Origin of the sequence: Pseudoxanthomonas sp. X-1 (genome assembly GCF_020042665.1) — a bacterium.
GTDB lineage: Bacteria > Pseudomonadota > Gammaproteobacteria > Xanthomonadales > Xanthomonadaceae > Pseudoxanthomonas_A > Pseudoxanthomonas_A spadix_A.
Genome location: NZ_CP083376.1, coordinates 346,017 through 370,581 on the forward strand (window position 1 = coordinate 346,017; position 24,565 = coordinate 370,581).

A 24,565-nucleotide genomic window follows, 5' to 3' on the forward strand; every position below is an offset into this window, starting at 1 on the left:
CGCCGCGGGGCGGGGCATCAGGCGGCCTGCGCGCCGATGGCCTTGTCGATCATCTGGGTCAGCTGGCCCTTGCCGACGGCGCCGACCTGGGTCGCCTGGACCTGGCCGTCCTTGAACAGCAGCAGCAGCGGGATGTTGCGCACGTGGTACTTGATCGCCGTGGCGCGGTTGTCGTCGACGTTGAGCTTGACCACCTTCAGGCGGCCCTCGTAGGCGTCGGCCAGTTCGTCCAGGACCGGGGCGATCATCTTGCAGGGGCCGCACCATTCGGCCCAGAAATCGACCAGGACGGGTTCGTCGGACTGCAGCACGGCAGCGTCGAAATCGGCGTCGCCGACGTGGGTCACCTTGTCGTTCATCAGGGGGTCTCCGTGGGAGTTTCGCGGTGCGGGGCCGGAAGATGGCCGCCGGATGCGGTAAAATGGGGTGTTTCGCGGCCCGATCAAGCCCTGCATGCTTAGGGGGAGGCCGCGCCACCCGGCATCGAGGGCGCCAGTGTGCGACCGGGTTGCCGGCGATGCAAGCGGACCTCTCCGCCCCCTTCAGCCCGCCGCCGCCCCAGGGCCCCGGCGCAAAGAGAATTCATGAGCGACAAGCCTCTTACCGACGTCACCTTCAACTCCTTTCCCCTGCATCCGGACCTGCTGGCCGGGCTGGAAGCGGCCGGGTTCTCCCGCTGCACGCCGATCCAGGCGCTGACCCTGCCGGTGGCGCTGGCCGGGCGCGACGTGGCCGGCCAGGCCCAGACCGGCACCGGCAAGACGCTAGCCTTCCTGGTGGCGGTGATGAACCGCCTGCTGACCCGGCCGGCGCTGGCCGACCGCAAGCCCGAGGATCCGCGCGCGCTGATCATGGCGCCCACCCGCGAGCTGGCGATCCAGATCCACAAGGACGCGGTCAAGTTCGGCTCGTCGCTGGGCCTGCGCTTCGCGCTGGTCTACGGCGGCGTGGACTACGACAAGCAGCGCGAGCTGCTGCAGCAGGGCGTGGACATCATCATCGCCACGCCGGGCCGCCTGATCGACTACGTCAAGCAGCACAAGGTCGTGTCCCTGCATGCCTGCGAGGTGTGCGTGATGGACGAGGCCGACCGCATGTTCGACCTGGGGTTCATCAAGGACATCCGCTTCCTGCTGCGGCGCATGCCCGAGCGCACTACGCGCCAGACGCTGCTGTTCAGCGCCACGCTCAGCCACCGCGTGCTGGAGCTGGCCTACGAGCACATGAACGAACCGGAGAAGCTGGTCGTCGAGGCCGAGACGGTCACCGCCGCGCGCGTGCGCCAGCGCATGTACCTGCCGGCCGACGACGAGAAGATCCCGCTGCTGCTGGGCCTGCTGTCGCGCAGCGAGGGCGCGCGCACGATGGTGTTCGTCAACACCAAGGCCTTCGTCGAGCGTGTGGCCCGGGCCCTGGAGCGCGCCGGCTACCGCGTCGGCGTGCTGTCCGGCGATGTGCCGCAGAAAAAGCGCGAGACCCTGCTCAAGCGCTTCCAGGCCGGCCAGCTCGAGCTGCTGGTGGCCACCGACGTGGCCGCGCGCGGCCTGCACATCGACGGCGTCAGCCACGTCTACAACTACGACCTGCCGTTCGACGCCGAGGACTACGTGCACCGCATCGGCCGCACCGCGCGCCTGGGGGCCGAGGGCGACGCCATCAGCTTCGCCTGCGAGCGCTATGCGATGAGCCTGCCGGACATCGAGGCCTACATCGAGCAGAAGATCCCGGTCGAGCCGGTCACCGCCGAGCTGCTGACCGCGCTGCCGCGCCCCGAGCGCGCGCCGCTGCCGCCGGGCGAGGACGACGGCGAGGCCGAAAGCGTCAGCGCGATCTTCCGCGAGGCGCGCGAGCAGAAGGCCGCCGACGAGGCGCGCCGTGGTGGCGGGCGCTCCGGTTCCGGCGGCGGTGGTCGCAGCGGTTCGCGTGAGGGCGGCCGCAGCGGCGCCCGCGATGGCGCCGGCAGCCGCGGCCCGCGTCCGCCGCGCCGTCCGCGCAGCGAGCCGGTGGCCGGCGAGGCGGCCGTGGCGCCGATCGCCGACGCTCCGGTGGCCGAAGCGCCGCGTCCCGTGCCGGCCGCCGCCGTGGGCGGCGAGGCGCCGCACGATCCGAACGCGCCGCAGGGCGAGAAGCGCCCGCGCAAGCGCCGTCGTCGCCGCCACGGCCGTCCGGTCGAAGGCGCCGAAGGCGCGGCGCAGCCCTCGGCCGGCTCCGGCAACGGCGCCGCTGGCCCGCGCGCGCCGCGCGCCAAGCCCGAGCCGTCGGCCGCCGCGCCGGTCGCCAAGGCCAAGCCGGCCCCGGCCGCCGCGTCGGCCGCGGGCAACGACTCGTTCCTGACCCGCCTGGGCCGCAAGATCAAGTCGCTGGTCGGCGGCTGACGGGAGAGGAACGCGGGCGAGGCGGCGCGCAACGCATCGGCGCTGCGGCCGCTTCGCCGCCGCGCGTTCCTCGCTCCTCTTCCCGCTCCGCGGGTCACGCACTCGTTCTTCGCGTCGCGCGGGCATAATCGCGGCATGACCGTCCTGCGCTTCGAAAACGTCAGCAAGCTCTATCCCGGGGGCCATGAGGCCCTGTCCGATGTCAGCTTCGAGGTGGGCGAGGGCGAGATGCTGTTCGTCACCGGCCACTCCGGCGCCGGCAAGAGCACGCTGCTGCGGCTGGTGCACCTGAGCGAGCGGCCCAGCCGCGGCGCGGTGGTGTTCGACGGGCGCAACCTGCTCAAGGTGCGCGGCCGCCAGATCCCGCTGCATCGGCGCCATGTCGGCGCAGTGCATCAGGACCACCGCCTGCTCACCGACCGCACCGTGGCCGAGAACGTGGCCCTGCCGCTGATCCTGCGCGGCGATCGCCGCGGCGACATCGGCAAGCGCGTACGCGAGGTGCTGACCCGCCTGGGCCTGGGCCATCGCGAGCGCGCGCTGCCGACCCAGCTCTCGGCCGGCGAGCAGCAGCGCGTGGGCATCGCCCGGGCGATCGTGTCCGAGCCGCGCCTGCTGGTCGCCGACGAGCCCACCGGCAACCTCGACCCGACCCTGGCCGCCGAGATCATGTCGCTGTTCGCCTCCATGCCCGAGCGCGGCACCTCGGTGCTGGTGGTCAGCCACGACCTGGCCCTGATCAAGCGCATGCGCAAGCGCGTGCTGATCCTGGACCATGGCCGGCTGATGGACGACATCAGCCCCGACGACCTGGCCGAGTAATGGCCATGACTGCTGCAAGTTCCGTAGGGGTGCGCGCATGAGCGACGAACCGGGCCCGAAGATCGAACCCAACCGCCGCGTCGCCGGCCCGCGCTCGGGCGTGGGCATCTGGCTGGACCAACATCTGTACAGCTTCGTCTCCAGCCTGGGCCGCGCGCTGCGCCGGCCCTGGTCCACGGCGCTGACCATCGGCGTGATGGCGGTGGCGCTGGCCCTGCCGCTGGGCCTGTGGCTGGCGCTGGGCAACGTGCAGCACTTCGCCGGCAGCGTGCAGGCTTCGCGCCAGGTGGACGTGTTCCTCAAGCGCGACACCTCGCCCGAGCGCGCCCGCGCGCTGGCCGAAGAAGTCCGTGCGCGCCCGGACGTGGCCCGCGTGGACCTGCGCACGCCCGAGCAGGGCCTGGCCGACTTCCGCAGGCTCAGCGGGCTGGATGCGGCCATCGATGCGCTGGACGAGAACCCGCTGCCGGCGCAGCTGGTGGTGATCCCCGGTGGCGACGACGCGGCGCTGGCCGAGGCGCTGGGCCAGCTGCCCGAGGCCGACGTGGTCCAGCACGACGCGGTCTGGCGCCAGCGCCTGGATGGCTGGCTGCACTTCGGCACGCGGCTGGTGTGGGTGCTTGCGGCGCTGTTCGGCCTGGGCGCGGCGCTGGTGGTGGGCAACACGGTGCGCCTGGACATCCAGTCGCGGCGCGAGGAGATCGGCGTACTGCAGCTGCTGGGCGCCAGCGACGGCTTCATCCGCCGCCCCTTCATCTATCTGGGCGCCTGGTACGGCCTGGGCGCCGGGCTGCTGGCGCTGGGCCTGGTGCTGGTGGCCGGTGCCGCCCTGCGCGCGCCGCTGGAGGCGCTGGCGCACAGCTACGGCAGCAGCTTCGCGCTCGATGGGCTGGACCCGGTGCGCGCCGGTCTGGTATTGGTGGCGGCCTTGATCATCGGCTGGTTGGGGGCCTGGTGGGTGACCGGGCACTACCTGCGCCAGACCCGCCCGACCGACACCTGACCGCACAGCGCCTATGGCCCCCCAAGACTTGCGGCACCTGATCAGCGACGCCCCCAGGGTCATGGTGGTCGACGGCTCCAAGATGGTGCGCAAGCTGATCGCCGACGTGCTCAAGCGCGACCTGCCGCAGGTGCAGGTGGTCGGCTGCGCGAGCCTGGCCGAAGCGCGCCAGGCGCTGGCCGAAGGCCCGGTCGACCTGGTCACCACCGCGCTGTCGCTCAAGAGCGGCAGCGGGCTGGAAGTGGCGCGTGCGGTGCGCGAGTCCGCCGGTCAGGCCTACGTGCCGGTGATCGTGGTCTCCGGCGAGGCGCAGCAGCATCTGGAGGAGCGCCGCTTCACCGAGTTCGTCACCGACTACTTCGACAAGGCGCTGGGCCACGAGGCGCTGGCCGCCTTCATCCATGGTTACGTGCAGCCCGAGCCGGTGCCCGGCTCGACCGTGCTCTATGTCGAGGACAGCCGCGTGGTGGCCGAGACCACCACGCGCATGCTCGAGCGGCACGGGCTGAAGGTGGTCCACGTGCTGCGCGCCGAGGACGCCTTCGCCCTGCTCACCGCCGAATGCCTGGGCCTGTCGGCCACCCGCTTCGACGTGGTGCTGACCGATGTCACGCTGAAGGGCGAGCTGAGCGGCGTGGACATCGTCCGGCGCGTGCGCGTGGACTTCGACTACGGCAAGCGGCGCCTGCCGATCCTGGTGATGACCGGCGACAGCAACCGCGACAACCAGGCCGAACTGCTGCGCGACGGCGCCAACGACCTGGTGCTCAAGCCCATCGAGGAGCGCCTGCTGGTGACCAAGGTGCTGTTCCAGCTGCGGCTGGCGCGGATGGCCGGCGCGCGCGTGGACGCATGAGCGCGATGGACGATGTGGTCTTCATCGACGGGCTGCGGACGCAGGCTTTGATCGGCGTATACGACTTCGAGCGGACCGGTCCGCAGCCGCTGGTGTTCGACGTGGAGATGACCATGGACACGCGCGCGGCCGGAAGCAGCGATGCGCTGGGCGACACGGTGGATTACGCGGTGGTGGCCGAGGCGATCGAGCAGACCTGCGCCGGCTCGGCCTTCGCGCTGGTCGAGGCGCTGGCCGAGACCGTTGCCGCGCGACTGCTGCGGGAGTTCCCGATCCGCCGCATCGCCCTGCGCGTGACCAAGCCGCAGGCCGTGCCGGCCGCGCGCGGGGTGGGCGTGCGCATCGTGCGCCACGCCGCATGAAGACCCACCGCTACGTGCTGCTGCTCGGCACCAGCCTGGCCTCGCCGCTGGTGCTGGAACGGGCGATCGAATCGCTGGCGGTCGAAGGCCTGATCGAGGCGGTCTCGCGCCGGGTCAGCGGGCCCAGCGTCAGCCCCGGCGATGCGCGCCATTTCCACAATCAGGCTGTGGTGCTGGCCACCGCGCTGACGCGCGAGGCGCTGCCGGCGCGGCTCAAGCAGATCGAGGCCGCGCTGGGCCGCACGCCGAATGCGGCCGACTGCGTGATCGACCTCGACCTGGCCTGCGAATGCGACGGCCACGGCATCGTGCTGTGGCGCGACGACCGCAAGCTGGGCCACGCGCTGTTCCTGGACCTGATGCAGGACGTGCTGGATCAGCTGCGCGGGACTGCGCTGGCCTGATCGAGCTGCGTGGGAGCCGCCATGGCGGCGATGCGGCCTTACCGGGAGAGCCCCATCGCCGCCATGGCGGCTCCAACCCGGCACGCCCGCTGTCACACGCGCCCACGCCCGCGCGCTACACGAACACCGAGCGCCCGCCGTCGATCGCCACCACCTGGCCGTTGATGTAGGCATTGCCGTCCAGCAGCCAGCGCACCGCCGAGACGATGTCCTCCGGCGCGCCCTGCCGCTGCAGCGGCACGCGCTCGCGCAGCAGGGCCTCGGTCTCGGCCTTGGTCGGGTTCTCCGACCACAGGATGTTGCCCGGCGCGATCGCGTTGACCCGCACCCGCGGGCCCAGTTCGCGCGCCAGCGACTGGGTCATCATCACCAGCGCGGCCTTGGCCATGCAGTAGAGCGTGTGCTCGGGCAGCGGACGCTGGGCGTAGATGTCGGCGATGCTCACGATCGCCCCGCGGCTGGCCGCCAGGTGCGGGGCGGCTGCCTGCGAGAGGAAGAACGGCGCGCGCGCATTGGAGGCGAACAGCGCGTCCCACTGCTCGGGCGTGGCCGTGCCGATCGGCGTGGCGTAGTAGGCCGAGGCGTTGTTGACCAGGGCATCGAGCCGGCCGAAGCGCCGCACCGTGTCCTCGACCAGCGCCGGCAGCCGCTCGGTGTCGGCCAGCTCGGCCTGCAGCACCAGCGTGCTGCCCGGGCGCGCGGCCTCCAGTTCGTCGGCCAGCGCCTGCATCTGCTGCGCCGAGCCGCGGTAATGCAGGCCCAGCGCGTAGCCGTCGGCATGCAGGGCGCGGGCGATGGCCGCGCCGATGCGCTTGGCGGCACCGGTGATCAGGGCGACGCGGGGTTGGTCGGACATGGCGGTTGCGAGCGACGAAACGGACCCGGATTGTGGCATCGCCGGGCGGTCCGACGCGCCGACGCGATTGCTTGACGCCGGTCATGGTTTGCGGGCATGTTGCCGAAGAACCCTTTCGCGACCGCTTTCCGCTGGCTGCAAGGGCATCGGAACGGAGCGAATGGACTGGGCGAAGTATCGGACTTCCACGTTTGACGAGCTGATCCAGGCCGACGGCCAGCCGCGTCCCGCCGCGCGCCGACTGGTCGAGTACCTGGGAGGCCTTTCGGGGCGCGAACTGGCCGAGCGCCAGCTGGCCGCCGACGTCACCGCCCGGGTCATGGGCATTACCTTCACCGTCTATTCCGATGGCCGCAACGTCGACCGCACGCTGCCCTTCGACCTGATCCCGCGCATCATCCCGCGCCGCGAGTGGGAGGTCACCGAGGCCGGCCTCAAGCAGCGCATGCAGGCGCTGAACCTGTTCATCGGCGACATCTACGGCAAGCAGCAGATCGTCAAGGACAAGGTGTTCCCGGCGATGCTGCTGGCCGACTCGGTCAACTTCCGCCCGCAGTGCGTGGGCATCTCGCCGCCGCTGGGCGTGTGGGCGCACATCTGCGGCTCGGACCTGGTGCGCGATGCCGACGGCACGCTGTACGCGCTGGAGGACAACCTGCGCATCCCCTCCGGCGTGAGCTACATGCTGGAGAACCGCATGGTGGCCAAGCGCGTGTTCCCGGAACTGTTCGAGACCAGCTCGATCCTGCCGGTGGACGAATACCCCAGCCAGCTCTACGAGACCCTGGCCGCGCTGTCGCCGCGCCCGGGCGATGCGCCGGTGATCGCGCTGCTGACGCCTGGCGTGTTCAACAGCGCCTATTTCGAGCATGCCTACCTGGCGCAGGCCATGGGCATCGAGCTTGTCGAAGGCTCGGACCTGTTCGTCGCCGACGACGACTGCACCTACATGCGCACCGTGTACGGTCCGCAGCGCGTGGATGTGATCTACCGGCGCGTGGACGATCTGTTCATCGATCCGGAAGTGTTCCACCCCGATTCGATGCTGGGCGTGCCGGGGCTGATCCGCAGCTGGCGCGCCGGCAAGGTGGCGCTGGCCAACGCGCCGGGCGCCGGCGTGGCCGACGACAAGGTGGTCTTCGCCTACGTGCCCAAGATGATCAAGTACTACCTGGACCAGGAGCCGATCCTGCCCAACGTGCCCAGCTATCTGTGCCACGACGCGGCCGATCGCAAGTACGTGCTCGAGCACCTGGACCAGCTGGTGGTCAAACCGGCCAACGAATCCGGCGGCTACGGCATGCTGATCGGTCCGCGCGCCAGCGCGGCCGAGCGCGAGAAGTTCCGCGGCCTGATCCAGGACGATCCGCGCAATTACATGGCCCAGCCCACGCTCAACCTGTCCACCGCGCCGATCGTCACCGACGAAGGCCCTTCGCCGCGGCACCTGGACCTGCGTCCGTTCATCCTCTCGCGCCAGGACACCTACGTGACCACCGGCGGCCTGACCCGCGTGGCGATGACGCCCGGTTCGCTGGTGGTCAATTCCTCGCAGGGCGGCGGCGCCAAGGACACCTGGGTGGTCGACGAGGAGGGAGACGCCTGATGCTCTCGCGCGTCGCAGACAACCTGTACTGGTTCAGCCGCTACATCCGCCGCGCGGAGAACACCGCGCGCCTGGTCGGCGTGGGCAGCATGCTGCAGCTGGACCTGCCGCGCTCGGTGCGCTTCACCTGGCGGCCGATGATCGACACGGTGGGCGCCGGCGAGGTGTTCGCCGCACTCCATCCCGACGCCGGCACCGATGTGGCCGATACCGAGGTGGTGCGTTTCCTGCTGCTGGACGAACTCAATCCCTCCTCGCTGCGCGTCACCCTGACCCAGGCGCGCGAGATCCTGCGCGGCATCCGCGACGCCCTGCCGCAGGAGGTGTGGGAAGCGGTCAACGACCTGTACCTGTACGTGGGGGCCAGCGGCGAACGCGCGCTGCAGCGGCGCTATCGCGACGAGTTCCTCAGCCGCACCGTCGATGGCTGCCTCAAGGTGTCCGGCCTGCTGCTGGCCAACGTCAGTCGCGATATCGGCTATCAGTTCCTGCGCCTGGGCACCGGCATCGAGCAGGCCGACATGACCACGCGCATCATCGACGCCGGCGCCTCGGGCCTGATCACCCCGCGGACCGAGGAAGACCGCGAGGCGTTCCGCAACATGCAGTGGATGGCGGTGCTGCGCTCCCTGGCCGCCTACCAGATGTACCGCCGCCACGTGCGCCAGCGCGTCACCGGCGAGCACGCGCTGCGCTTCCTGCTGCAGAACACCGAGTTCCCGCGCAGCGTGCAGTTCTGCCTGACCCGCGCCCAGCACGTGCTGCCGACGATGCCGGCGCGGCCGAGCGTGGACCGCCATCTCAACCGCGTGGTCGGCATGACCCGCAACGCCGATCCGGTGTGGCTCGCGGCGAAGAACCCGGCCGGCTTCATGGACGATATCCAGACGCGCCTGAGCGATCTGCATCACGCCATCGTCGAGGGGTACTTCTACAACTAAGGAACGAGTTGGAGCCTGGCAGCTTCTCTCGATCGGGCCTGGCCTATGCCATCAGCCGACACTGCGACGAGACAGGAAGAAGCAGTTCAGCGGAAGCGGTGGTTTCCCGCTTCCGCGCGGTCCTCGTTCCGCTCCCCGCGTTCCTGCCTCACTGCTGCCCGGCCTCGTCGCCCGGATCCAGGCGCGCGGCCATGCGCCGCGGTGGCGCGGTGACCGGGGCCGGGCCACGCTCGTCGGCTTCGTCGCCTTCGCGCGGCGGCTCCCAGGGGAAGCGGGGCAGGGTGCGCACGGCGTTTTCCAGCTTGCGCGACCAGGTGTCGTGGATCTCCGCGTACAGCGGCGTGTCGGCTTCCAGGCGCAGCTGCTGGCTGATCCGCAGATCGCCGGCGCGGATGATCGCCATGTCCAGCGGCATGCCCACCGACAGGTTGGAGCGGATGGTCGAATCCAGCGAGACCAGGGCGCAGCGCGCGGCGTCCTCCAGCGAGGTGCCGGGGCGCAGGATGCGATCCAGGATCGGCTTGCCGTACTTGGACTCGCCGATCTGCAGGTAGGGCGTCTCGGGCGAGGTGGCGATGCAGTTACCCAGCGGATAGACCATGTACAGGCCCGGGCGCTCGCCGGCGATCTGCCCGCCCAGCACCAGCGTGGACTGCACGCTGACGCCGCTCTGCTGGGCCTGATCGGTCACCGCGGCCTGGCTGGCCACCAGCACCTCGCCCACGTACTCGGCCACCTCGAACAGATGCTTGAACGTGCGCAGGCTGCGCGTGCAGTTTGGATCCTCGGCGTCGCGCTTGAGCCGCGAGATGGTCAGCTGGGTCGTGGCCAGGTTGCCGGCCGAGAGCAGCACGAACACCCGGTCGCCCGGGTACTCGAATACATGCATCTTGCGGTAGACGCGCACATCGTCGAACGATGCGCTGGTGCGGGTGTCCGCTGCGAAGACCAGGCCTTCGTCCACTTCGATGCCGACGCAATAGGTCATGGGGAAACCGGGAAAATAGGCCTCACGATCATAGGCAGCCCTGCCGGTGCTGGCTAGGGCCGCGCGGTGGTTGCAGCGGGAACCAGTGGGATTTTCAGCCGGAGTGGCGGCCCTGCATTCCGCATCTCTTCGCCGGATGCGACACGTCGCGGCGCCACGGCGGCCTGCAGGCCGGGCCGACCTTCGCAGTCAGCAACGTCAAGAAGCCCGCGAGCGCGAATGCGCCGGGCGGGCGCGGATCGGTCGCGCCTGCGAGGGCAGACGGCGCCCGCGCATGCCGTGCGTGCCTGAAGCGGTGCCGGCGCGTCGGCGGGCCCTCAGGACCAGGCAGGTACCATGGCCGCTCTCTTCAACCAGGCCCTCGCCCTCCGCATGACCGACCTGCCGACGCCCGATGCCGACGCCCTGGCGCACAGTGCGCAGCTGGCCGCGCTGATCCGCGGCGAAATCGCCGCTTCCGGCGGTTCGATCCCGTTCTCGCGCTTCATGGAGCGCTGCCTGTACACGCCGGGGCTGGGCTATTACAGCGCCGGGGCGGCCAAGTTCGGCGAGGCCGGCGACTTCGTCACCGCGCCGGAGCTGGGGCCGCTGTTCGCCGCGGCCGTCTCCGGTGCGCTGGCGCCGGTGCTGCAGCAGCTGGGCCCGCAGGCCTGCTTCCTGGAGATCGGCGGCGGCAGCGGTGCGTTCGCCGAGGTCATGCTCAAGCGCCTGCTGCAGCTGGATGCGATGCCGGACAAGTACTGGATCCTCGAGCCCAGCGCCGATCTGCGCGAGCGCCAGCGCGAACGCCTGGGCAAGCGGCTGATTCCGCCGGTGTTCGACTGCGTGGAGTGGCTGGATGGCCCGCCCGGCGATGACTGGAACGGCGTGGTGTTCGCCAACGAGGTGATCGACGCCCTGCCCACGCCGCGCTTCGTGCTGCGCGAGGGCGAGGTGTTCGAGGAGCACGTGGCGCTGGACGGCGACGGCGCCTTCGTCAGCACCGACCGGCCGGCCGATCCGCTGCTGGCCGCGGCGGTGCGCCACGTCGAGCGCTACCGCGACGTGCTGTTCGAGGACGGCTACCGTTCGGAGCTGCTGCCGCAGCTGCCGTACTGGGTGCAGGCGGTGATCGGCGGCCTGAAGTCCGGGGCGATGCTGTTCTGCGACTATGGCTATCCGCGCAAGGAGTACTACCTGGAGCAGCGCAGCGGCGGCACGCTGCGGGCGTTCTATCGGCATCGCATGCATGGCGACGTCTTCCGCTGGCCGGGCTTGCAGGACCTGACCGCGTCGGTGGACTTCACCGCCCTGGCCGAGGCCGGCACCGGCGTCGGCTTCGAACTGGCAGGCTATGCCACGCAGGCCGGCTTCCTGCTCGGCAACGGCCTGATGGACCGCCTGGCCGAGGCCGAGGCGCAGGCGGACGAGGCCGGCGCGCTGCGCCTGCGCAATACGTTCAAGAAGCTCACCCTGCCCAACGAGATGGGCGAGCGCTTCCAGTGCATGGGCTTCGCGCGCGACTGCAACTTCGAGGCGGCCTTCCTTACCGGCGACCTCACCTGGCGCCTGTGAGCGCGCCTGCGTTGAAGCCACTGCGCTGGCCGGGCTTCTGGGTGGGCTCGTGGGCGCTGGCGATGGCGGTGGTGGTGACCACCTGCCTGCTGCCGGGCGATGACATTCCCCAGGTCGCGCCGGGCGTGGACAAGCTGCAGCATGCGAGCGCGTTCTTCGTGCTGGGCGTGTGCGCGGTGCAGCTGTTCGCCACGCGGCGCGCGCTGCTGCGCGCCGGGGCGGGCCTGGTGATGCTGGGGGTGCTGATCGAGTTCCTGCAGGGCTGGTTCACCGTCGATCGCACGCCAGATGCCTTCGATGCGCTGGCCGATGCGCTGGGCGTGGCGCTGGGCCTGATCGTCGCCAGGACGCCGGCGCGCGATCTGCTACTGCGCTTGTTCCCGGCAAAAGTTCGTCGCGGCCAACGAACCTAAAGTAGGGAATTCAACCCTGCCAGTCCCGGCCATTCGCACACTATGCTCAGTGTTCCCATTTAGGCAGACCGCAGTGGACACAGGCCTTCACGGATAACGGCCATCGACTGATCCATGCATGGGCGAAAGGCTTTCCGCAGTTGGGGCACGGAAAAAATTGCAGGCGGAGTGCCGAAACTCCGAGAAAGATCGCCCATGCCGCGATCAATAACCAGACGCCAATCGACGGGGAAGGCGCGTGCGACACGGTGATCACGATCGCGACGACCGGGATGCCTGCGAGCAGCATCGCTACGAACCAGCGGGCGCGACTGCGATAGTCGCGCCATTGATCAGTGAGCTCCATGCCAAGTGGCACTTTGGGACGGTTCCTCGTCATAGAGCGACACGCTGCAGCCTAGTTTCCCGCGCTTGGGACTAGCGTCAAGCGATCCAGCACCCACATCTCCGGACGCGTGTCGCCGGTGAAGTAGACGCACAGGTCGGCCTTGGCCGGCGCGTTGGTCAGCGGCGCCTCCAGTGTCAGGAAGCCGTCGGCCGCCGGCGCCTTGGGCAGCGGCAGGCTGGCCAGGGTCGGGCCGTCGCAGCCGTTGCGGATCACCAGCTCGCCGTAGGGCGTCCTGGCCGGCTTGAACGTGCGCTTGGACTCGTCGTGGGCCAGCTCGAAGAAGTACGGCATGCGCCCGGCGCGCACGGTCAGCTTGCCGATGCCGGTCAGCGGCGCGCCCTTCCACAGCCAGCAGGGGTTGAAGATGTCCACGTTGAACACCGCGCGCGCGCCTTCGCGCGGGCCGTCGTCCTCCAGTCGCAGCATCAGCTGGTCGGTGCACATGGCCAGCTGTTCGTCGCTGCGCGTGCGCAGGGCCTCGGTGGTCAGCCCCAGCACGGTCGGCGGCGCCAGCGGCTTGCCGTCGAAGAACACCGCCGCCTGCAACGTGGTCGGCACCGGCACGGTGAGCGGCGCGGTATAGGCCGGCGAGTCGGCCGCCGGCACGCTCCCGTCCAGGGTGTAGCGGATGTCGGGATAGCCCATCGGGTCGGACAGGGCCACCGTGGCCTGGGTGCCGGCATCGTTGGCCTGCGTGTCGAACAGCACCTGGAACGGCGTGCGCGCATAACCGATGTGCAGCGCGCGGTAGTGCGCCAGCAGGTTGGGCAGGCGCGCCTTGAAGTCTTCCAGGTTGCGGCTGGCCTGCGGCGACCAGGCGACCTCGGCCAGCGCGGCCAGGCGCGGGAACACTGCGTGTTCGACGCGCGCGAAGTTGTGCATGTGCTCGGTCCAGACATTGGCCTGCACGCCGATGATGCGCTGGCGCTGGCTGGCGTCCAGCTCGGCCGGCACCGGGTCGAAGGCGTACAGCTTCTGCAGCGGGACCTGCAGCGGCCGGCCCGGCGGCTCGGCCGGCGAGGCGGTCTGCAGGTAGTCCAGGTACAGGCGCGAGGCCGGGGTCATGACCACGTCGTGGCCCTTGCGCGCCGCTTCGATGCCGCCCTCGGTGCCGCGCCAGGACATCACCGCCGCGCCCTCGGGCAGCGGGCCGCCCAGCAGGATCTCGTCCCAGCCGATGATGCGCTTGCCGTGCTGGGCCAGCCACGTGCCCAGGCGGTCGATCATCCAGCCCTGCAGCGCCTCCTCGTCCTTCAGGCCCAGCTGCTTGATGCGCGCCTGCATGTGCTTGGAGGCCTTCCAGCGATCCTTGACCGCCTCGTCGCCACCGATGTGGAAGAACGTGCCCGGGAACAGCGGCAGCATCTCGCCCAGCACGTTCTCCAGGAAGGTCAGCGTCGCTTCGTCGGCATTGAACAGGTTGGGATACACGCCCGCGCCATTGGCCACCTGCAGCTGCGGCCGGTCCACGCCCAGCTCCGGATACGCGGCGATGGCGGCGGTGGCGTGGCCGGGGATGTCGATCTCCGGCACCACGGTGATGTGGCGCTTGGCGGCGTAACGCACCACCGCGCGGACCTGCTCCTTGGTGTAGAAGGCGCATTCCTGGATCGGCTGGCCGTCCTCGCCCACGCCCGCCTCGCCCAGCGGGATGCGGCAGCCGCCGACCTGGGTCAGCAGCGGGTACTGGTCGATCTGGATGCGCCAGCCCTGGTCGTCGGCCAGGTGCCAGTGGAAGGTGTTGAGCTTGTGCACCGCCATCGCGTCGAGCAGGCGTTCGACCTCCTCCACGCTCTGGAAATGCCGCACCGAATCGAGCATCAGCCCGCGCCACTTCAGCCGCGGCGCATCGGTGATGTCCACCGCGGCCAGGCCGGTGGCGCCCTTGCCGGCCGGCAGCAGCTGCCACAGGCTGACGCCGCCGTAGAACAGGCCGGCGCCGTCGGCGGCGCGGATGCTGATGCGCTCGGGGGTGACCTGCAGGCGGTAGCCCTCGGCCGGGCCGGCGGCCGGATCGAGCGCGAACTGGATCGGGGCCTGCGTCGCCTCGCCGTCCTCGGCCAGTTCCAGCGCCGGCCCGCCGCTGCGTTGCAGCAGGTCGATGAACTGCTCGGCCGCCTGGCGCGCGGGTTCGCCCTGCGCGCCGACCCGCATGCCCGCGCTCAGCGCGAAGCGGCCCTGGCCGGCCACGGCCGACTGCGGGGCGGGAATCAGCGGCAGTGGCGCGGCCAGCGCGGCAGGCGCGGCCAGCGCCAGCAGCAGGGCGGCGGCGCGCAGGACAGGACCAAGACGGCGGGGCAGGGACATCTTCTGGACACCTCGTGCGGGACATGGGACCGCGCCGGGGCGCGATCCGCCGAAAAGCGAACGGGCCCGGACGTGTCCGGGCCCGTTCAAGGGTCAAGCATGCAACAACTTGGCGCCGATCAGAACTTGGCGCGCAGGTTGAGGTAGTACTGGCGCCCGTTGGAGTACACCGCGTACGGCAGGAAGCCCACCGTGCTGTCGGTGTAGTACTTGGCCTTGGGGTTGTTGAGGTTCAGGCCGTCCAGGCTCAGCGAGAGGTGGTCGTTGAACTTCCAGCCCAGCGAGGCCGACAGCGTGCCGAAGTCGTCCTGGTAGAACGGCGTGGCGCGGCTGGCGCCGGCGTAGAAGCTGTCGCGGTAGCTCCAGGACACGCGCGCGCTGAAGACGTCGTTCTCGAAGTAGCCGGCCACGTTGTAGGTGTTCTTCGAGGTGCCGAACATCGGCGTGCCGGTGTCGGTGTCGCCATCGGTGTAGGTGTAGTTGATGCTGGTACCGAAGTGCTCGCCGATCGGCTGCTGGTAGGTCAGCTCCACGCCCTTGACCTTGGCGTCGGTGTTGACCGGCACGGTGACCTGGTAGTTGGCGTAGACGTCGGTGCCCTGGTCGAAGCTGGCCTGCTGGTCCTTGTACTGGATGGTCTGCGAGCCGCCCACGTCGATGTAGTCCTTCATCTTCATGTAGAAGGCGCTGGCGGCCAGCAGGCCGCGCGGCATGAAGTACCACTCCAGGGACAGGTCGAAGTTGGTCGACACCAGCGGCTTGAGGTAGGGGTTGCCGCCGCTGCCGGTGTGGGTCAGGTCATCCAGCGACAGCGAGCCGGCCAGCGCCGAGTAGTCGGGGCGGGTCAGGGTCTTGGACGCGGCCACGCGGCCGACCAGGTCGTCGCTGAAGTCGAACTTGAAGTTCGCGCTGGGCAGCAGCTTGTTGTAGTCGTTCTTGGCCTCGATCGGCAGGTAGGCGCCGAAGGCCGAGCCGGTGATCGCGCCTGGGATGGTGGCGGCCACGCCCTGGTTGTAGCGGACCGTGCTGGAGGTGCTGACGTAGCGCACGCCGATGTTGCCGCTCCAGCGCTCGCCCTCGAAGTTGCCCTGCAGGTAGACCGCGCCGTTGTTTTCCTTCACGCCGTAGACGTTCTGCCAGTTGAAGCGCGTCACCGGGTCGCGGTTGGCGTAGGCGGCGTTGATCGCGGCCAGCTGGCTGGGCGTGTAGTACCAGATGCCGCTCGGCAGGTTGCCTCCGATGCCGTCGCCGAAGTCGCTCGGGTAGGAGCCGCCGGTGGTCGGCAGCGCCGACAGCGGCGGCATGCCGTTGAGCGGGCCCTGGCCGATGTCGAAGTCGTTGTGGCGCTCGTGCTCGGTGTAGCGCACGCCGAAGTCCAGCGAGCTGAACACGCCTTCGGTGTTGGTCCAGCTGCTGTCGGCGGCGAACCAGTTCTCCTTGTCCTTCACCTCGATGCCCTGGTCGCCGAAGATCCAGCCGGCCGAGGGGACCTGGGTGGTCGGCGTGTTGCCGGTGCCCAGCGAGGCGTCGATGACGCTGCCGATGCCGTGCATCTGCCAGCCGACGGTGCCGCCGGTGGGCGAGATGCCGGTCTCCAGCACGTTCTGGTGCGGGCTCTTGCCCACGCCGTGGCTGCTGCCGGCCTCGAACTTCACCCGCACGCTGTCGTTGACGTGCCAGTCGGCGTTGAGCGCGACGTAGTTGGTCGAGGACTCGGCGCCCGGGCGCGAGATCATGTCGTACACGCCGTACGGGGTGGTGCCGTTGGGAGTGTAGCTGGCGCTGGTCAGCACGCCGTTGTTGATGGTGTAGCTGTCCGGCGTCTGGGCGCCGACGAACTGGCTGCCCCAGATCATGAAGTTGCGGTTGTAGTTGTCCGCCTTCATCTTCGAGTAGAAGCCGTTGAGGTCGAAGGTCAGGTCGTCGGAGGCCTTGAACTGCAGGTCGACCGTGCCGCCCTGGCGCTCGCGCTCCTGGGTGAACAGCGTGGCGCCGATCAGGTTGGGATACAGCACGCTCTGGCCGCCGACCGTGGCGGTGCCGTAGCCGCCGACCACTTCCTGGCCATCGCGGCGCAGGCTGCGCTTCTCGTAGAACGGCTGGACCAGGATGCCGAAGGTGTCGGCGTCGTTCTTCCAGTTGAGCAGGCCGCTGAACTGCGGCTTGGTGTCGCCCGGCAGGTCGGAGTAGACCGCGCCGAAGGAGCCTTCCAGGGTCAGCGGCTTGTCGAAGTTCAGCGGCTTGCGGGTGATGATGTCGACCGAGCCGGCGGCGCCGCCTTCGACCAGCTTGGCCTCGGAGGACTTGTGCACCACGACCTGGTCCACGATCTCCGAGGGCAGCAGCGAATAGCTGACGCTGCGGCCCACGGTCTGCACCTGCGAGAGCACGAACCAGTCGCCGGTGGCGATGCCGTGGCCGTTGAGGGTGGTCTGGGTCAGGCTGGGGCTGGTGCCGCGCAGGGACACGCGGTCGGCTTCGTCGAACGCGCCTTCGCTGGCGGAGGACGAGGCGATGTTCACGCCCGGCAGTTCGCGCAGCGTGTCGGCCACGTTCTTGGCGGGCAGCTTGCCGATGTCCTCGGCGCTGACGGCTTCCACGTGCGAGCTGGCGTCGCGCTTGGTGTTGAGCGATTGCTCCAGGCTGCCGCGGATGCCGACGACCTTGACGGTGTCCAGGTCGGTGGCGGTCTGGCTGCTGTCGGTCTGCTGGGCCTGGGCGGCGAAGCTCAGGCTCGTCAGGATGGCCACGCTGAGGAGGGATTTCTTGCAGGTCATGGTGCTTCCCCGGTCTTGAAGTTGGGTGGTGGCAGTGGGCTGCCAGGCCTGTACATCGGTGCGGTGAGAAAACGAACGGTGGCGAGAAGGACTACAAGGGTGCTGCGTGTGCCGAATGTCCCGTCCAGCGCGAAAGCCAAAGGGCGGCGGTGCGAAGGACGTCAGTGCGGTTGTTGTGTCTGGTCGAGGTACCAGTTGGCGGCGCCCAGGACGCCCAGCTGCCCGTGCTCGACCAGTCGCACGGGAATGCGCTCCAGCGCGGCTCGCATCGGCCCCTTGTTGAGGAAGCGTTCGACGAAGCTGCTCTGCAGCAGGAACTCGCGGATGCGCGGCAGGATGCCGCCGGCCAGGTACACGCCGCCGGTGATGCCGTACAGCAGGGCCATGTCGCCCACCGTGCTGCCCAGCAGGCCGCAGAACACCTCCAGCGCCTCGCGCGCCAGCGGGTCGTGGCCGGCCGCGGCGGTCACCGCGTTGGGGGCGAAGTGCTCGGGCGCCACGCCGCGCACCTCGCACAGCGTGCGGTAGAGGTTGAGCAGGCCGGGGCCGGAGAGGGCATGTTCGACCGGCACGTGCGGCTGCTTCTTCAGCATCTGCGCCAGCAGGCGCATCTCCAGCTCGGTGCCCACGCTCAGCGCGGCCTGGCCGGCCTCGGTGGCCAGCACGGTGGCGCTGCGGCCGGTCGGGATCCACACCGCGCCGCCCAGGCCGGTGCCGGGCCCGAGCACCAGCGTCGGCCCGCGTTCCGACACGGTGGCCGGGCCGGTCAGGCGCAGCACTTCCTGGTCGCCGACCAGGGCGGCGGCGTAGGCCACGGCCTCGAAGTCGTTGACCAGGCGCAGGTCTTCCAGGCCCAGCGTGCCCTGGATCTCGCGCGGGGACAGGCGCCAGGGCAGGTTGGCGGTGATCACCGTGCCGTCCTCCAGCGGGAAGCCGGCGCTGGCGATCACGCCCCGGCGCACGCGCGGGCCGTCCAGGCCGTCGAGGAAGTCGCTGATGATCTCGGCCAGCCCGCCGTAATCGGCGCAGGCGTACTTGCGGTAGCTGAGGATCTCCACCGGCTGCAGGTCGTGTCCGGTCGGGCGGACCAGGCCCAGGCGCACGTGCGTGCCGCCCACGTCGGCGGCGATGAAGGGCGAAACGCCGTTCACGACACGATGGCTCAGCGGTGCGACGTCTGCTTCCACGAACTGCCCCCATGGCGTCACGGCGATTTCACAGACCACCGTGGCTTGCGGCGAGTCTCCCTTGGCGATGACAACGATGTCAACAGGGTCCGGACAAATTTTTCGGACCAGTGGTCTTGTTGCGTTGCGGCGTGCCTCATGGGCGATTCCGTGCCACGCGCTGCGACGGAAGCCCCGCGAAAAAAGCCGTCTCGCGTCATGTGACCGGGTCGCCGCAGCGGATGGCGCGCCAGCGGCCTTGCGGATTTCCGGAAAATTGGTTTTAAATTGGACCCAATGAATTTAAATCCACCCTCGCAGGCGGCCCGCTGATGGGTCGCGCCGGACCCGCGGTCGATCCGCGGTTGCGCGCGATCGCGCTGGACGCCGAGGCGCCCACGCCGCTGTACCTGCAGCTCACCACCCAGCTGATCGATGCGATCCGCGGCGAGCAGTGGAAGCCTGGCGAAGCGCTGCCCGCCGAGCGCGTGCTGTGCGCGCAGCTGAAGGTCTCGCGCGTCACCCTGCGCCAGGCCATGGATGCGCTGGTCGAGCAGGGCCTGGTCGTTCGCCGGCAGGGCGCCGGGACCTTCGTCACCTCGCAGATCCCCCATCCGCTCAGCGGCCTGACCAGCTTCAGCGAAACCCTGCGGATGAAGGGCTACCAGCCTGGCAGCCGTTGGCTGGAGCGCCGCGTGCGCCCGGCGCTGGGCGAGGAGATCCTGCGCCTGGGGCTGTCGCCGGATGCGCAGGTGTCCTCGCTCACCCGCCTGCGCAGCGCCGACGAGCGGGTCATGGCCTACGAACACACGATCGTGCCGGAGCGGGTGCTGCCCGATCCGCTGGCCATGGGCGACTCGCTCTACGCCTACCTGGACGCGCAGGGCACGCCGGTCGTGCGCGCGCTGCAGTACTTCCGCGCGGTCAACCTGAGCGCGGCGATGGCGCAGCACCTGGGCATGGCGCAGGGCGAGGCCATCCTGCACGTGGTGCGGGTCGGCTACGGCCGCGACGCGAGCGCGATCGAGCTGAGCCACACCTATTGCCACAACGATTTCTACGATTTCGTCGCCGAATTGCGACGTTGAACCCGTCCGCCGCGCCCGGGCGTGCCCGCGGCGCGGCGGGTGTCACGCTCTCACCATCGAACCTTCGGAGTTGCGCGTCCCATGTCGTCCGACCAGAGCAAACGCTTCGCCACTTCGCTGGCCATCACCGGCCTGCTGTTCTTCATCATGGGGTTCTTCACCTGGATCAACGGCCCGCTGATCACCTTCGTCAAGCTGGCCTTCGACCTGGATGAGGTCAAGGCGTTCCTGGTGGTGTTCGTCTTCTACATCTCCTACTTCCTGCTGGCGCTGCCGGCCGCGGCGGTGCTCAAGCTCACCGGCATGAAGAAGGGCCTGGCGCTGAGCCTCGGGCTGATGGCGATGGGCGCGGCGATGTTCGGCCAGTTCTCCACCCATCGCTGGTACGCCGGCGCGCTGTCGGGGCTGTTCGTGATCGGCGGCGGCCTGGCCATGCTGCAGACGGCGGTCAATCCCTACATCTCCATCCTGGGGCCGATCGAGACCGCCGCGCGCCGCATCGCGCTGATGGGCATCTGCAACAAGGTGGCCGGCATCCTGGCGCCGATCGTGATCGGCTCGCTGGTGCTGCATGGCGTGGGCGACATCGCCACCCAGGTGGCCGCCGCCGACCCGGCCACCAAGGAGCAGCTGCTCGATGCGTTCGCCGCCAAGATCCACGGCCCGTACCTGGCCATGGCCGGAGTGCTGGTGGTGGTGGCGCTGGGCATCCTGTTCTCGCCGCTGCCCGAACTGCGCGGCAGCGAGGCCAACGCCGAGGTCGCCGCCAGGAGCGGCGTGGCGCGCGGCAGCATCTTCCAGTTCCCGCACCTGCTGCTGGGCGTGCTGTGCCTGTTCTGCTACGTCGGCGTGGAAGTGCTCGCCGGCGATGCCATCGGCACCTACGGCAACGGCTTCGGCCTGCCGCTGGACGAGACCAAGTTCTTCACCTCCTTCACCCTGGGCGCGATGCTCCTGGGTTACCTGGCCGGGCTGGTGGCGATCCCGCGCCTGCTCTCGCAGCAGGCCTATCTGGCGATGTCGGCGGTGCTCGGCGTGGTGTTCGCGCTGGGCGCGCTGCTGACCCACGGCTACGTGTCGGTGGCCTTCGTGGCCGCGCTGGGCTTCGCCAACGCGATGATGTGGCCGGCGATCTTCCCGCTGGCGATCAGGGGCCTGGGTCGCTTCACCGAGACCGGTTCGGCGCTGCTGGTGATGGGCATCGCCGGCGGCGCGGTGCTCTCGCAGGGCTTCGCCATCCTCAAGCAACATGCCGATTTCCAGGTGGTGTTCGCGGCCCTGGCCGTGCCCTGCTACCTGTACATCCTGTTCTTCGCCGTGCGCGGCTACCGTGTCGGCCACGGCGCAGGATCGCGCTGAACCCGCCGCCCTCTCTTCCGGACTGACGCAGGAACCAGCACATGCGCCGCCCCACCATCAAGGATGTCGCCGAGCGGGCCAAGGTCTCGCTCAAGACGGTCTCGCGCGTGATCAACAACGAGCCCTCGGTCATGCAGGCCACGCGCCAGCGCGTGCTGCGCGCCATCGCCGAACTGGACTACGAACCGGACCCGTCCGCGCGCAATCTGCGCAGCGGCACGCCGTTCGTGATCGGCCTGGTCTACGACAACCCCAACCCGTACCACATCATCGGCGTGCAGAACGGCGTGCTGGCGGCGTGCCGCGAGACCGGGTTCGGCCTGCAGATCCAGCCCTGCGATTCGACCTCGCCGCTGCTGGCCGAGGAGCTGGCCGAGTTCGTGCAGCGCTCGCGCCTGGCCGGACTGGTGCTGACCGCGCCGATGTCCGAACGGCCCGAGCTGATCGCCGCGCTCACCGCGCGCGGGGTGCAGCTGGTGCGCATCATCGCCGCCACCGAGGACCCGGGCGAGGGCCCGCCGTGCGTCTACGTGGACGACCGCGACGCGGCCTACGAGATCACCGAGCACCTGATCCAGCTGGGCCACCAGCGCATCGGCTTCCTGATGGGCGGGCCGGCGCACCGCTCCTCCACCGAGCGCTACGCCGGTTACGAGCAGGCGCTGAAGGACTACGGCATCACCCTGGACAAGCACCTGGTGGTGCCGGGCGACTACACCTTCGACGACGGCTTCCGCGGCGCGCGCCGCCTGCTGGCGCTGCGCGAGCCGCCCACGGCGATCTTCGGCTCCAACGACGAGATCGCCGCCGGCGTGCTGGCCGCGGCCAAGTCGGCCGGCATGAACGTGCCCTACGACCTGTCCATCGCCGGCTTCGAGGACAGCCCGTTCTCCAAGCAGTCCTGGCCGGCGCTGACCACCGCCAAGCAGGCCACCGAGGACATCGCCAAGCACGCCGCGCGCCTGCTGATCGCGCGCCTGCGCCAGGACGCCTACGACGACGCTCCCATCGCCATGCACAACCAGGGCTTCACCCCGCAGCTGGTCGTGCGCGGTTCCACCGCTCCCATGCGCCCCTCGCGGGCCGAGTCCAAGACCTGATCCCATGACGTCCGACGTTCCGCTGCCGGCTCCCGCCGACACCCTGATGTACAACGAAGCCGCCTCCACCGCGCAGGTGGTCGCCACCCAGTTCGCCCGCAACCACGACACCGTGGTGGCGCTGGCGCGGTCGCTGCGCGAGAACCCGCCGCCGTTCGTGGCGACCTGCGCGCGCGGCAGTTCGGATCACGCCGCGACCTTCGGCAAGTACCTGTTCGAGACCCAGCTGGGGGTGGTCACCGCCTCGGCCTCGCCCTCGATCGGCTCGGTCTACGGCGCGCCGCTGAAGCTGGCCGGCGCGCTGTTCATCGTGATCTCCCAGTCCGGCAAGAGCCCGGATCTGCTGCGCAACGCCGAGGCGGCCAAGGCGGCCGGCGCGCGCGTGGTGGCGCTGGTCAACGTGGAGGATTCGCCGCTGGCGCAGCTGGCCGAGGTGGTGATCCCGCTGTGCGCCGGCCCGGAGAAATCCGTCGCCGCGACCAAGAGCTACCTGGCCTCGCTGGCCGCGCTGCTGCAGCTGGCCGCGCACTGGTCGCAGGACGCGGCGCTGCTGGCCGCGCTCGATGCGCTGCCCGGCGCGCTGCGCCAGGCGTGGGAAGCGGACTGGTCCGGCGTCAGCGAAGGCCTGGTCGACGCGCACAACCTGTTCGTGCTCGGCCGCGGCCTCGGCCTGGGCGCGGCGCAGGAGGCGGCGCTGAAGTTCAAGGAGACCTGCGGCCTGCACGCCGAAGGTTACAGCTCGGCCGAGGTCAAGCATGGGCCGATGGCGCTGGTCGGGCCGGGCTTCCCGGTGCTGTGCTTCGCCCAGCCCGACGGTACCGAGGCCGGCATGCTGACGCTGGCCAGGGAGTTCCGCGCCCGCGGCGCGCAGGTGTGGGTGGCCGCCACGCACGACGGCGACCTGCCGCTGGTGGATGTGCCGCATCCGGCGTGCGCGCCGCTGCTGACCATCCAGAGCTTCTACAAGGCGATCAACGCCCTGGCCCTGGCGCGCGGCCACAACCCCGACGTGCCGCCGCATCTGAACAAGGTCACCGAAACCGTATGAGCATCTTTGCCCTGGTCAACGCGCGGGTGTTCGCCGCGCAGGGCCTGATCGAGGACGGCGCCGTGGTGGTGCGCGACGGCCGCATCGCCGCGATCACCGACCGCGCCGGCGCCAAGGCCTTCACCGAGGATCTGCGCGACCTCGGTGGCGCCTGGCTGGCGCCGGGTTTCATCGACATCCAGGTCAACGGCGGCGGCGGCGTGCTGTTCAACAACACGCCCACGGCCGAAGGCATCGACCGCATCGGCCGCGCGCATCGCAAGTACGGCACCACCGCGTTCCTGCCGACCCTGATCAGCGACCGCGCCGAGGTCATGGACGCGGCCATCGCCGCCACGCGCCAGGCCATCGCCGACGGCGTGGACGGCGTGCTGGGCATCCACCTGGAAGGGCCGTACCTGGCGCCGGCGCGCAAGGGCACGCACGACGCGCAGCAGTTCCGCGTGCCCGGCGACGACGAGATCGCCATGGCCACCGCGCTGGACAACGGCCTGACCCTGATGACCGTGGCGCCGGAGGCCATCGGCCCCGAACGCATCGCCGCGCTCGTCGCGCGCGGGGCGATCGTGGTCGCCGGCCACACCGCGGCCAGCTACGAGCAGGCCCGCGCCGGGCTGGATGCCGGCCTGCGCGGCTTCACCCACCTCTACAACGCGATGAGCCCGCTGCAGGGCCGCGAGCCCGGCGCGGTCGGCGCGGCGCTCGAGGATCCGCACAGCTGGTGCGGGATGATCGTCGATGGCGTGCATGTGCACCCGGCCTCGCTGCGCGTGGCGCTGGCGGCCAAGCCGCGCGGCAAGCTGGTGCTGGTCACCGACGCCATGCCGATGGTCGGCGACGCGCGTCCCAGCTTCGACCTCTATGGCGAGACCATCACCGCCGTCGATGGCGTGGTGCGCAACGCGGCCGGCTCGCTGGCCGGCTCGGCGCTGGACATGGCCAGCGCGGTGCGCAACGCCGTGCATCTGCTCGGCCTGCCGCTGGAGGAGGCGCTGCGCATGGCGACGCTGTATCCGGCGCAGTTCCTGCGGCTGGAGCACGAGCGCGGCGCGATCGCCGAAGGCCTGCGCGCCGACCTGGTCGCGCTGGACGACGACCTGCACGTGGTCCAGACCTGGATTGGCGGGAAACCCCCACGCTGAGCGACACTTG

The 24,565-nt window shown here is 70.0% G+C and carries 22 protein-coding genes; 15 read left to right on the forward strand and 7 right to left on the reverse strand.

Going from position 1 to position 24,565, the window contains the following annotated elements; all coding sequences use genetic code 11:
• Positions 1–17 precede the first annotated feature (17 nt).
• Entirely contained in the window at positions 18–359 is a 342-nt protein-coding gene (gene trxA / locus LAJ50_RS01520) for a thioredoxin TrxA (RefSeq protein WP_130551151.1), read from the reverse strand.
• A gap of 225 nt (positions 360–584) precedes the next feature.
• Between trxA and rhlB the strand changes: the two genes are divergently transcribed.
• From rhlB to LAJ50_RS01550, 6 genes are all read left to right on the forward strand, one after another.
• The gene (gene rhlB, locus LAJ50_RS01525; RefSeq protein WP_130551150.1) at positions 585–2,375 is read left to right on the forward strand and encodes an ATP-dependent RNA helicase RhlB; all 1,791 of its coding nucleotides are present in this window, start codon (positions 585–587) and stop codon (positions 2,373–2,375) included.
• A 135-nt stretch (positions 2,376–2,510) separates the two neighbouring features.
• A complete protein-coding gene (ftsE, locus tag LAJ50_RS01530) occupies positions 2,511–3,197 on the forward strand; it encodes a cell division ATP-binding protein FtsE (RefSeq protein WP_130521682.1) in 687 nt (228 codons plus the stop codon).
• 37 nt (positions 3,198–3,234) lie between these two features.
• Positions 3,235–4,200, forward strand: coding sequence for a permease-like cell division protein FtsX (gene ftsX / locus LAJ50_RS01535; protein WP_130551149.1), 966 nt, complete (start codon positions 3,235–3,237; stop codon positions 4,198–4,200).
• 13 nt (positions 4,201–4,213) lie between these two features.
• The gene (locus LAJ50_RS01540) at positions 4,214–5,056 is read left to right on the forward strand and encodes a response regulator (RefSeq protein ID WP_130551148.1); all 843 of its coding nucleotides are present in this window, start codon (positions 4,214–4,216) and stop codon (positions 5,054–5,056) included.
• Between the two features lie 5 nt (positions 5,057–5,061).
• The gene (folB, locus tag LAJ50_RS01545) at positions 5,062–5,418 is read left to right on the forward strand and encodes a dihydroneopterin aldolase (RefSeq protein ID WP_130551593.1); all 357 of its coding nucleotides are present in this window, start codon (positions 5,062–5,064) and stop codon (positions 5,416–5,418) included.
• The gene (locus LAJ50_RS01550) at positions 5,415–5,822 is read left to right on the forward strand and encodes a 2-amino-4-hydroxy-6-hydroxymethyldihydropteridine diphosphokinase (RefSeq protein WP_130551147.1); all 408 of its coding nucleotides are present in this window, start codon (positions 5,415–5,417) and stop codon (positions 5,820–5,822) included. The genes folB and LAJ50_RS01550 overlap by 4 nt, the downstream gene beginning before the upstream one ends.
• A gap of 115 nt (positions 5,823–5,937) precedes the next feature.
• Here LAJ50_RS01550 and LAJ50_RS01555 read toward each other — a convergent pair whose 3' ends face one another.
• The gene (locus tag LAJ50_RS01555) at positions 5,938–6,678 is read right to left on the reverse strand and encodes a pteridine reductase (RefSeq protein ID WP_138654840.1); all 741 of its coding nucleotides are present in this window, start codon (positions 6,676–6,678) and stop codon (positions 5,938–5,940) included.
• 160 nt (positions 6,679–6,838) lie between these two features.
• Between LAJ50_RS01555 and LAJ50_RS01560 the strand changes: the two genes are divergently transcribed.
• Positions 6,839–8,284, forward strand: a complete 1,446-nt coding sequence (locus tag LAJ50_RS01560) for a circularly permuted type 2 ATP-grasp protein (RefSeq protein ID WP_138654842.1) — start codon at positions 6,839–6,841, stop codon at positions 8,282–8,284.
• The gene (locus LAJ50_RS01565; protein WP_130551144.1) at positions 8,284–9,225 is read left to right on the forward strand and encodes an alpha-E domain-containing protein; all 942 of its coding nucleotides are present in this window, start codon (positions 8,284–8,286) and stop codon (positions 9,223–9,225) included. Before LAJ50_RS01560 ends, LAJ50_RS01565 begins: the two co-directional genes overlap by 1 nt.
• Before the next feature lie 148 nt (positions 9,226–9,373).
• Here the strand turns inward: LAJ50_RS01565 and LAJ50_RS01570 are convergent, their stop codons facing one another.
• Positions 9,374–10,213: a 20S proteasome subunit A/B gene (locus LAJ50_RS01570; protein WP_130551143.1), complete on the reverse strand. Its 840-nt coding sequence runs from the start codon at positions 10,211–10,213 to the stop codon at positions 9,374–9,376.
• Between the two features lie 372 nt (positions 10,214–10,585).
• Between LAJ50_RS01570 and LAJ50_RS01575 the strand changes: the two genes are divergently transcribed.
• On the forward strand, positions 10,586–11,767 hold the full coding sequence (locus LAJ50_RS01575; protein WP_138654852.1) for an SAM-dependent methyltransferase: 1,182 nt from the start codon (positions 10,586–10,588) through the stop codon (positions 11,765–11,767).
• 11 nt (positions 11,768–11,778) lie between these two features.
• Positions 11,779–12,180: a VanZ family protein gene (locus LAJ50_RS01580; protein ID WP_130551142.1), complete on the forward strand. Its 402-nt coding sequence runs from the start codon at positions 11,779–11,781 to the stop codon at positions 12,178–12,180.
• 46 nt (positions 12,181–12,226) lie between these two features.
• Here LAJ50_RS01580 and LAJ50_RS01585 read toward each other — a convergent pair whose 3' ends face one another.
• From LAJ50_RS01585 to LAJ50_RS01600, 4 genes are all read right to left on the reverse strand, one after another.
• Positions 12,227–12,526: a hypothetical protein gene (locus LAJ50_RS01585; protein WP_130551141.1), complete on the reverse strand. Its 300-nt coding sequence runs from the start codon at positions 12,524–12,526 to the stop codon at positions 12,227–12,229.
• A 51-nt stretch (positions 12,527–12,577) separates the two neighbouring features.
• Entirely contained in the window at positions 12,578–14,875 is a 2,298-nt protein-coding gene (locus LAJ50_RS01590; RefSeq protein WP_224096432.1) for a family 20 glycosylhydrolase, read from the reverse strand.
• A 119-nt stretch (positions 14,876–14,994) separates the two neighbouring features.
• Positions 14,995–17,652 (reverse strand): TonB-dependent receptor, encoded by a 2,658-nt coding sequence (locus LAJ50_RS01595; protein WP_130551140.1) that lies wholly within the window; start codon positions 17,650–17,652, stop codon positions 14,995–14,997.
• 161 nt (positions 17,653–17,813) lie between these two features.
• Entirely contained in the window at positions 17,814–18,803 is a 990-nt protein-coding gene (locus LAJ50_RS01600; RefSeq protein ID WP_240792513.1) for a glucokinase, read from the reverse strand.
• Positions 18,804–19,183: 380 nt separating this feature from the next.
• Here LAJ50_RS01600 and LAJ50_RS01605 point away from each other — a divergent pair, with 380 nt between their 5' ends.
• The 5 genes from LAJ50_RS01605 to nagA all read left to right on the forward strand — a co-directional run bounded on the left by LAJ50_RS01605 (position 19,184) and on the right by nagA (position 24,555).
• A complete protein-coding gene (locus tag LAJ50_RS01605; RefSeq protein WP_171044668.1) occupies positions 19,184–19,906 on the forward strand; it encodes a GntR family transcriptional regulator in 723 nt (240 codons plus the stop codon).
• An 81-nt stretch (positions 19,907–19,987) separates the two neighbouring features.
• The gene (locus LAJ50_RS01610) at positions 19,988–21,265 is read left to right on the forward strand and encodes a sugar MFS transporter (protein ID WP_138654844.1); all 1,278 of its coding nucleotides are present in this window, start codon (positions 19,988–19,990) and stop codon (positions 21,263–21,265) included.
• Between the two features lie 41 nt (positions 21,266–21,306).
• On the forward strand, positions 21,307–22,365 hold the full coding sequence (locus LAJ50_RS01615; protein WP_130551136.1) for a LacI family DNA-binding transcriptional regulator: 1,059 nt from the start codon (positions 21,307–21,309) through the stop codon (positions 22,363–22,365).
• Between the two features lie 4 nt (positions 22,366–22,369).
• A complete protein-coding gene (locus tag LAJ50_RS01620; protein ID WP_130551135.1) occupies positions 22,370–23,413 on the forward strand; it encodes an SIS domain-containing protein in 1,044 nt (347 codons plus the stop codon).
• Complete coding sequence (nagA, locus tag LAJ50_RS01625) at positions 23,410–24,555, forward strand: N-acetylglucosamine-6-phosphate deacetylase (protein ID WP_138654846.1); 1,146 nt, start codon at positions 23,410–23,412, stop codon at positions 24,553–24,555. Before LAJ50_RS01620 ends, nagA begins: the two co-directional genes overlap by 4 nt.
• Positions 24,556–24,565: the final 10 nt, after the last annotated feature.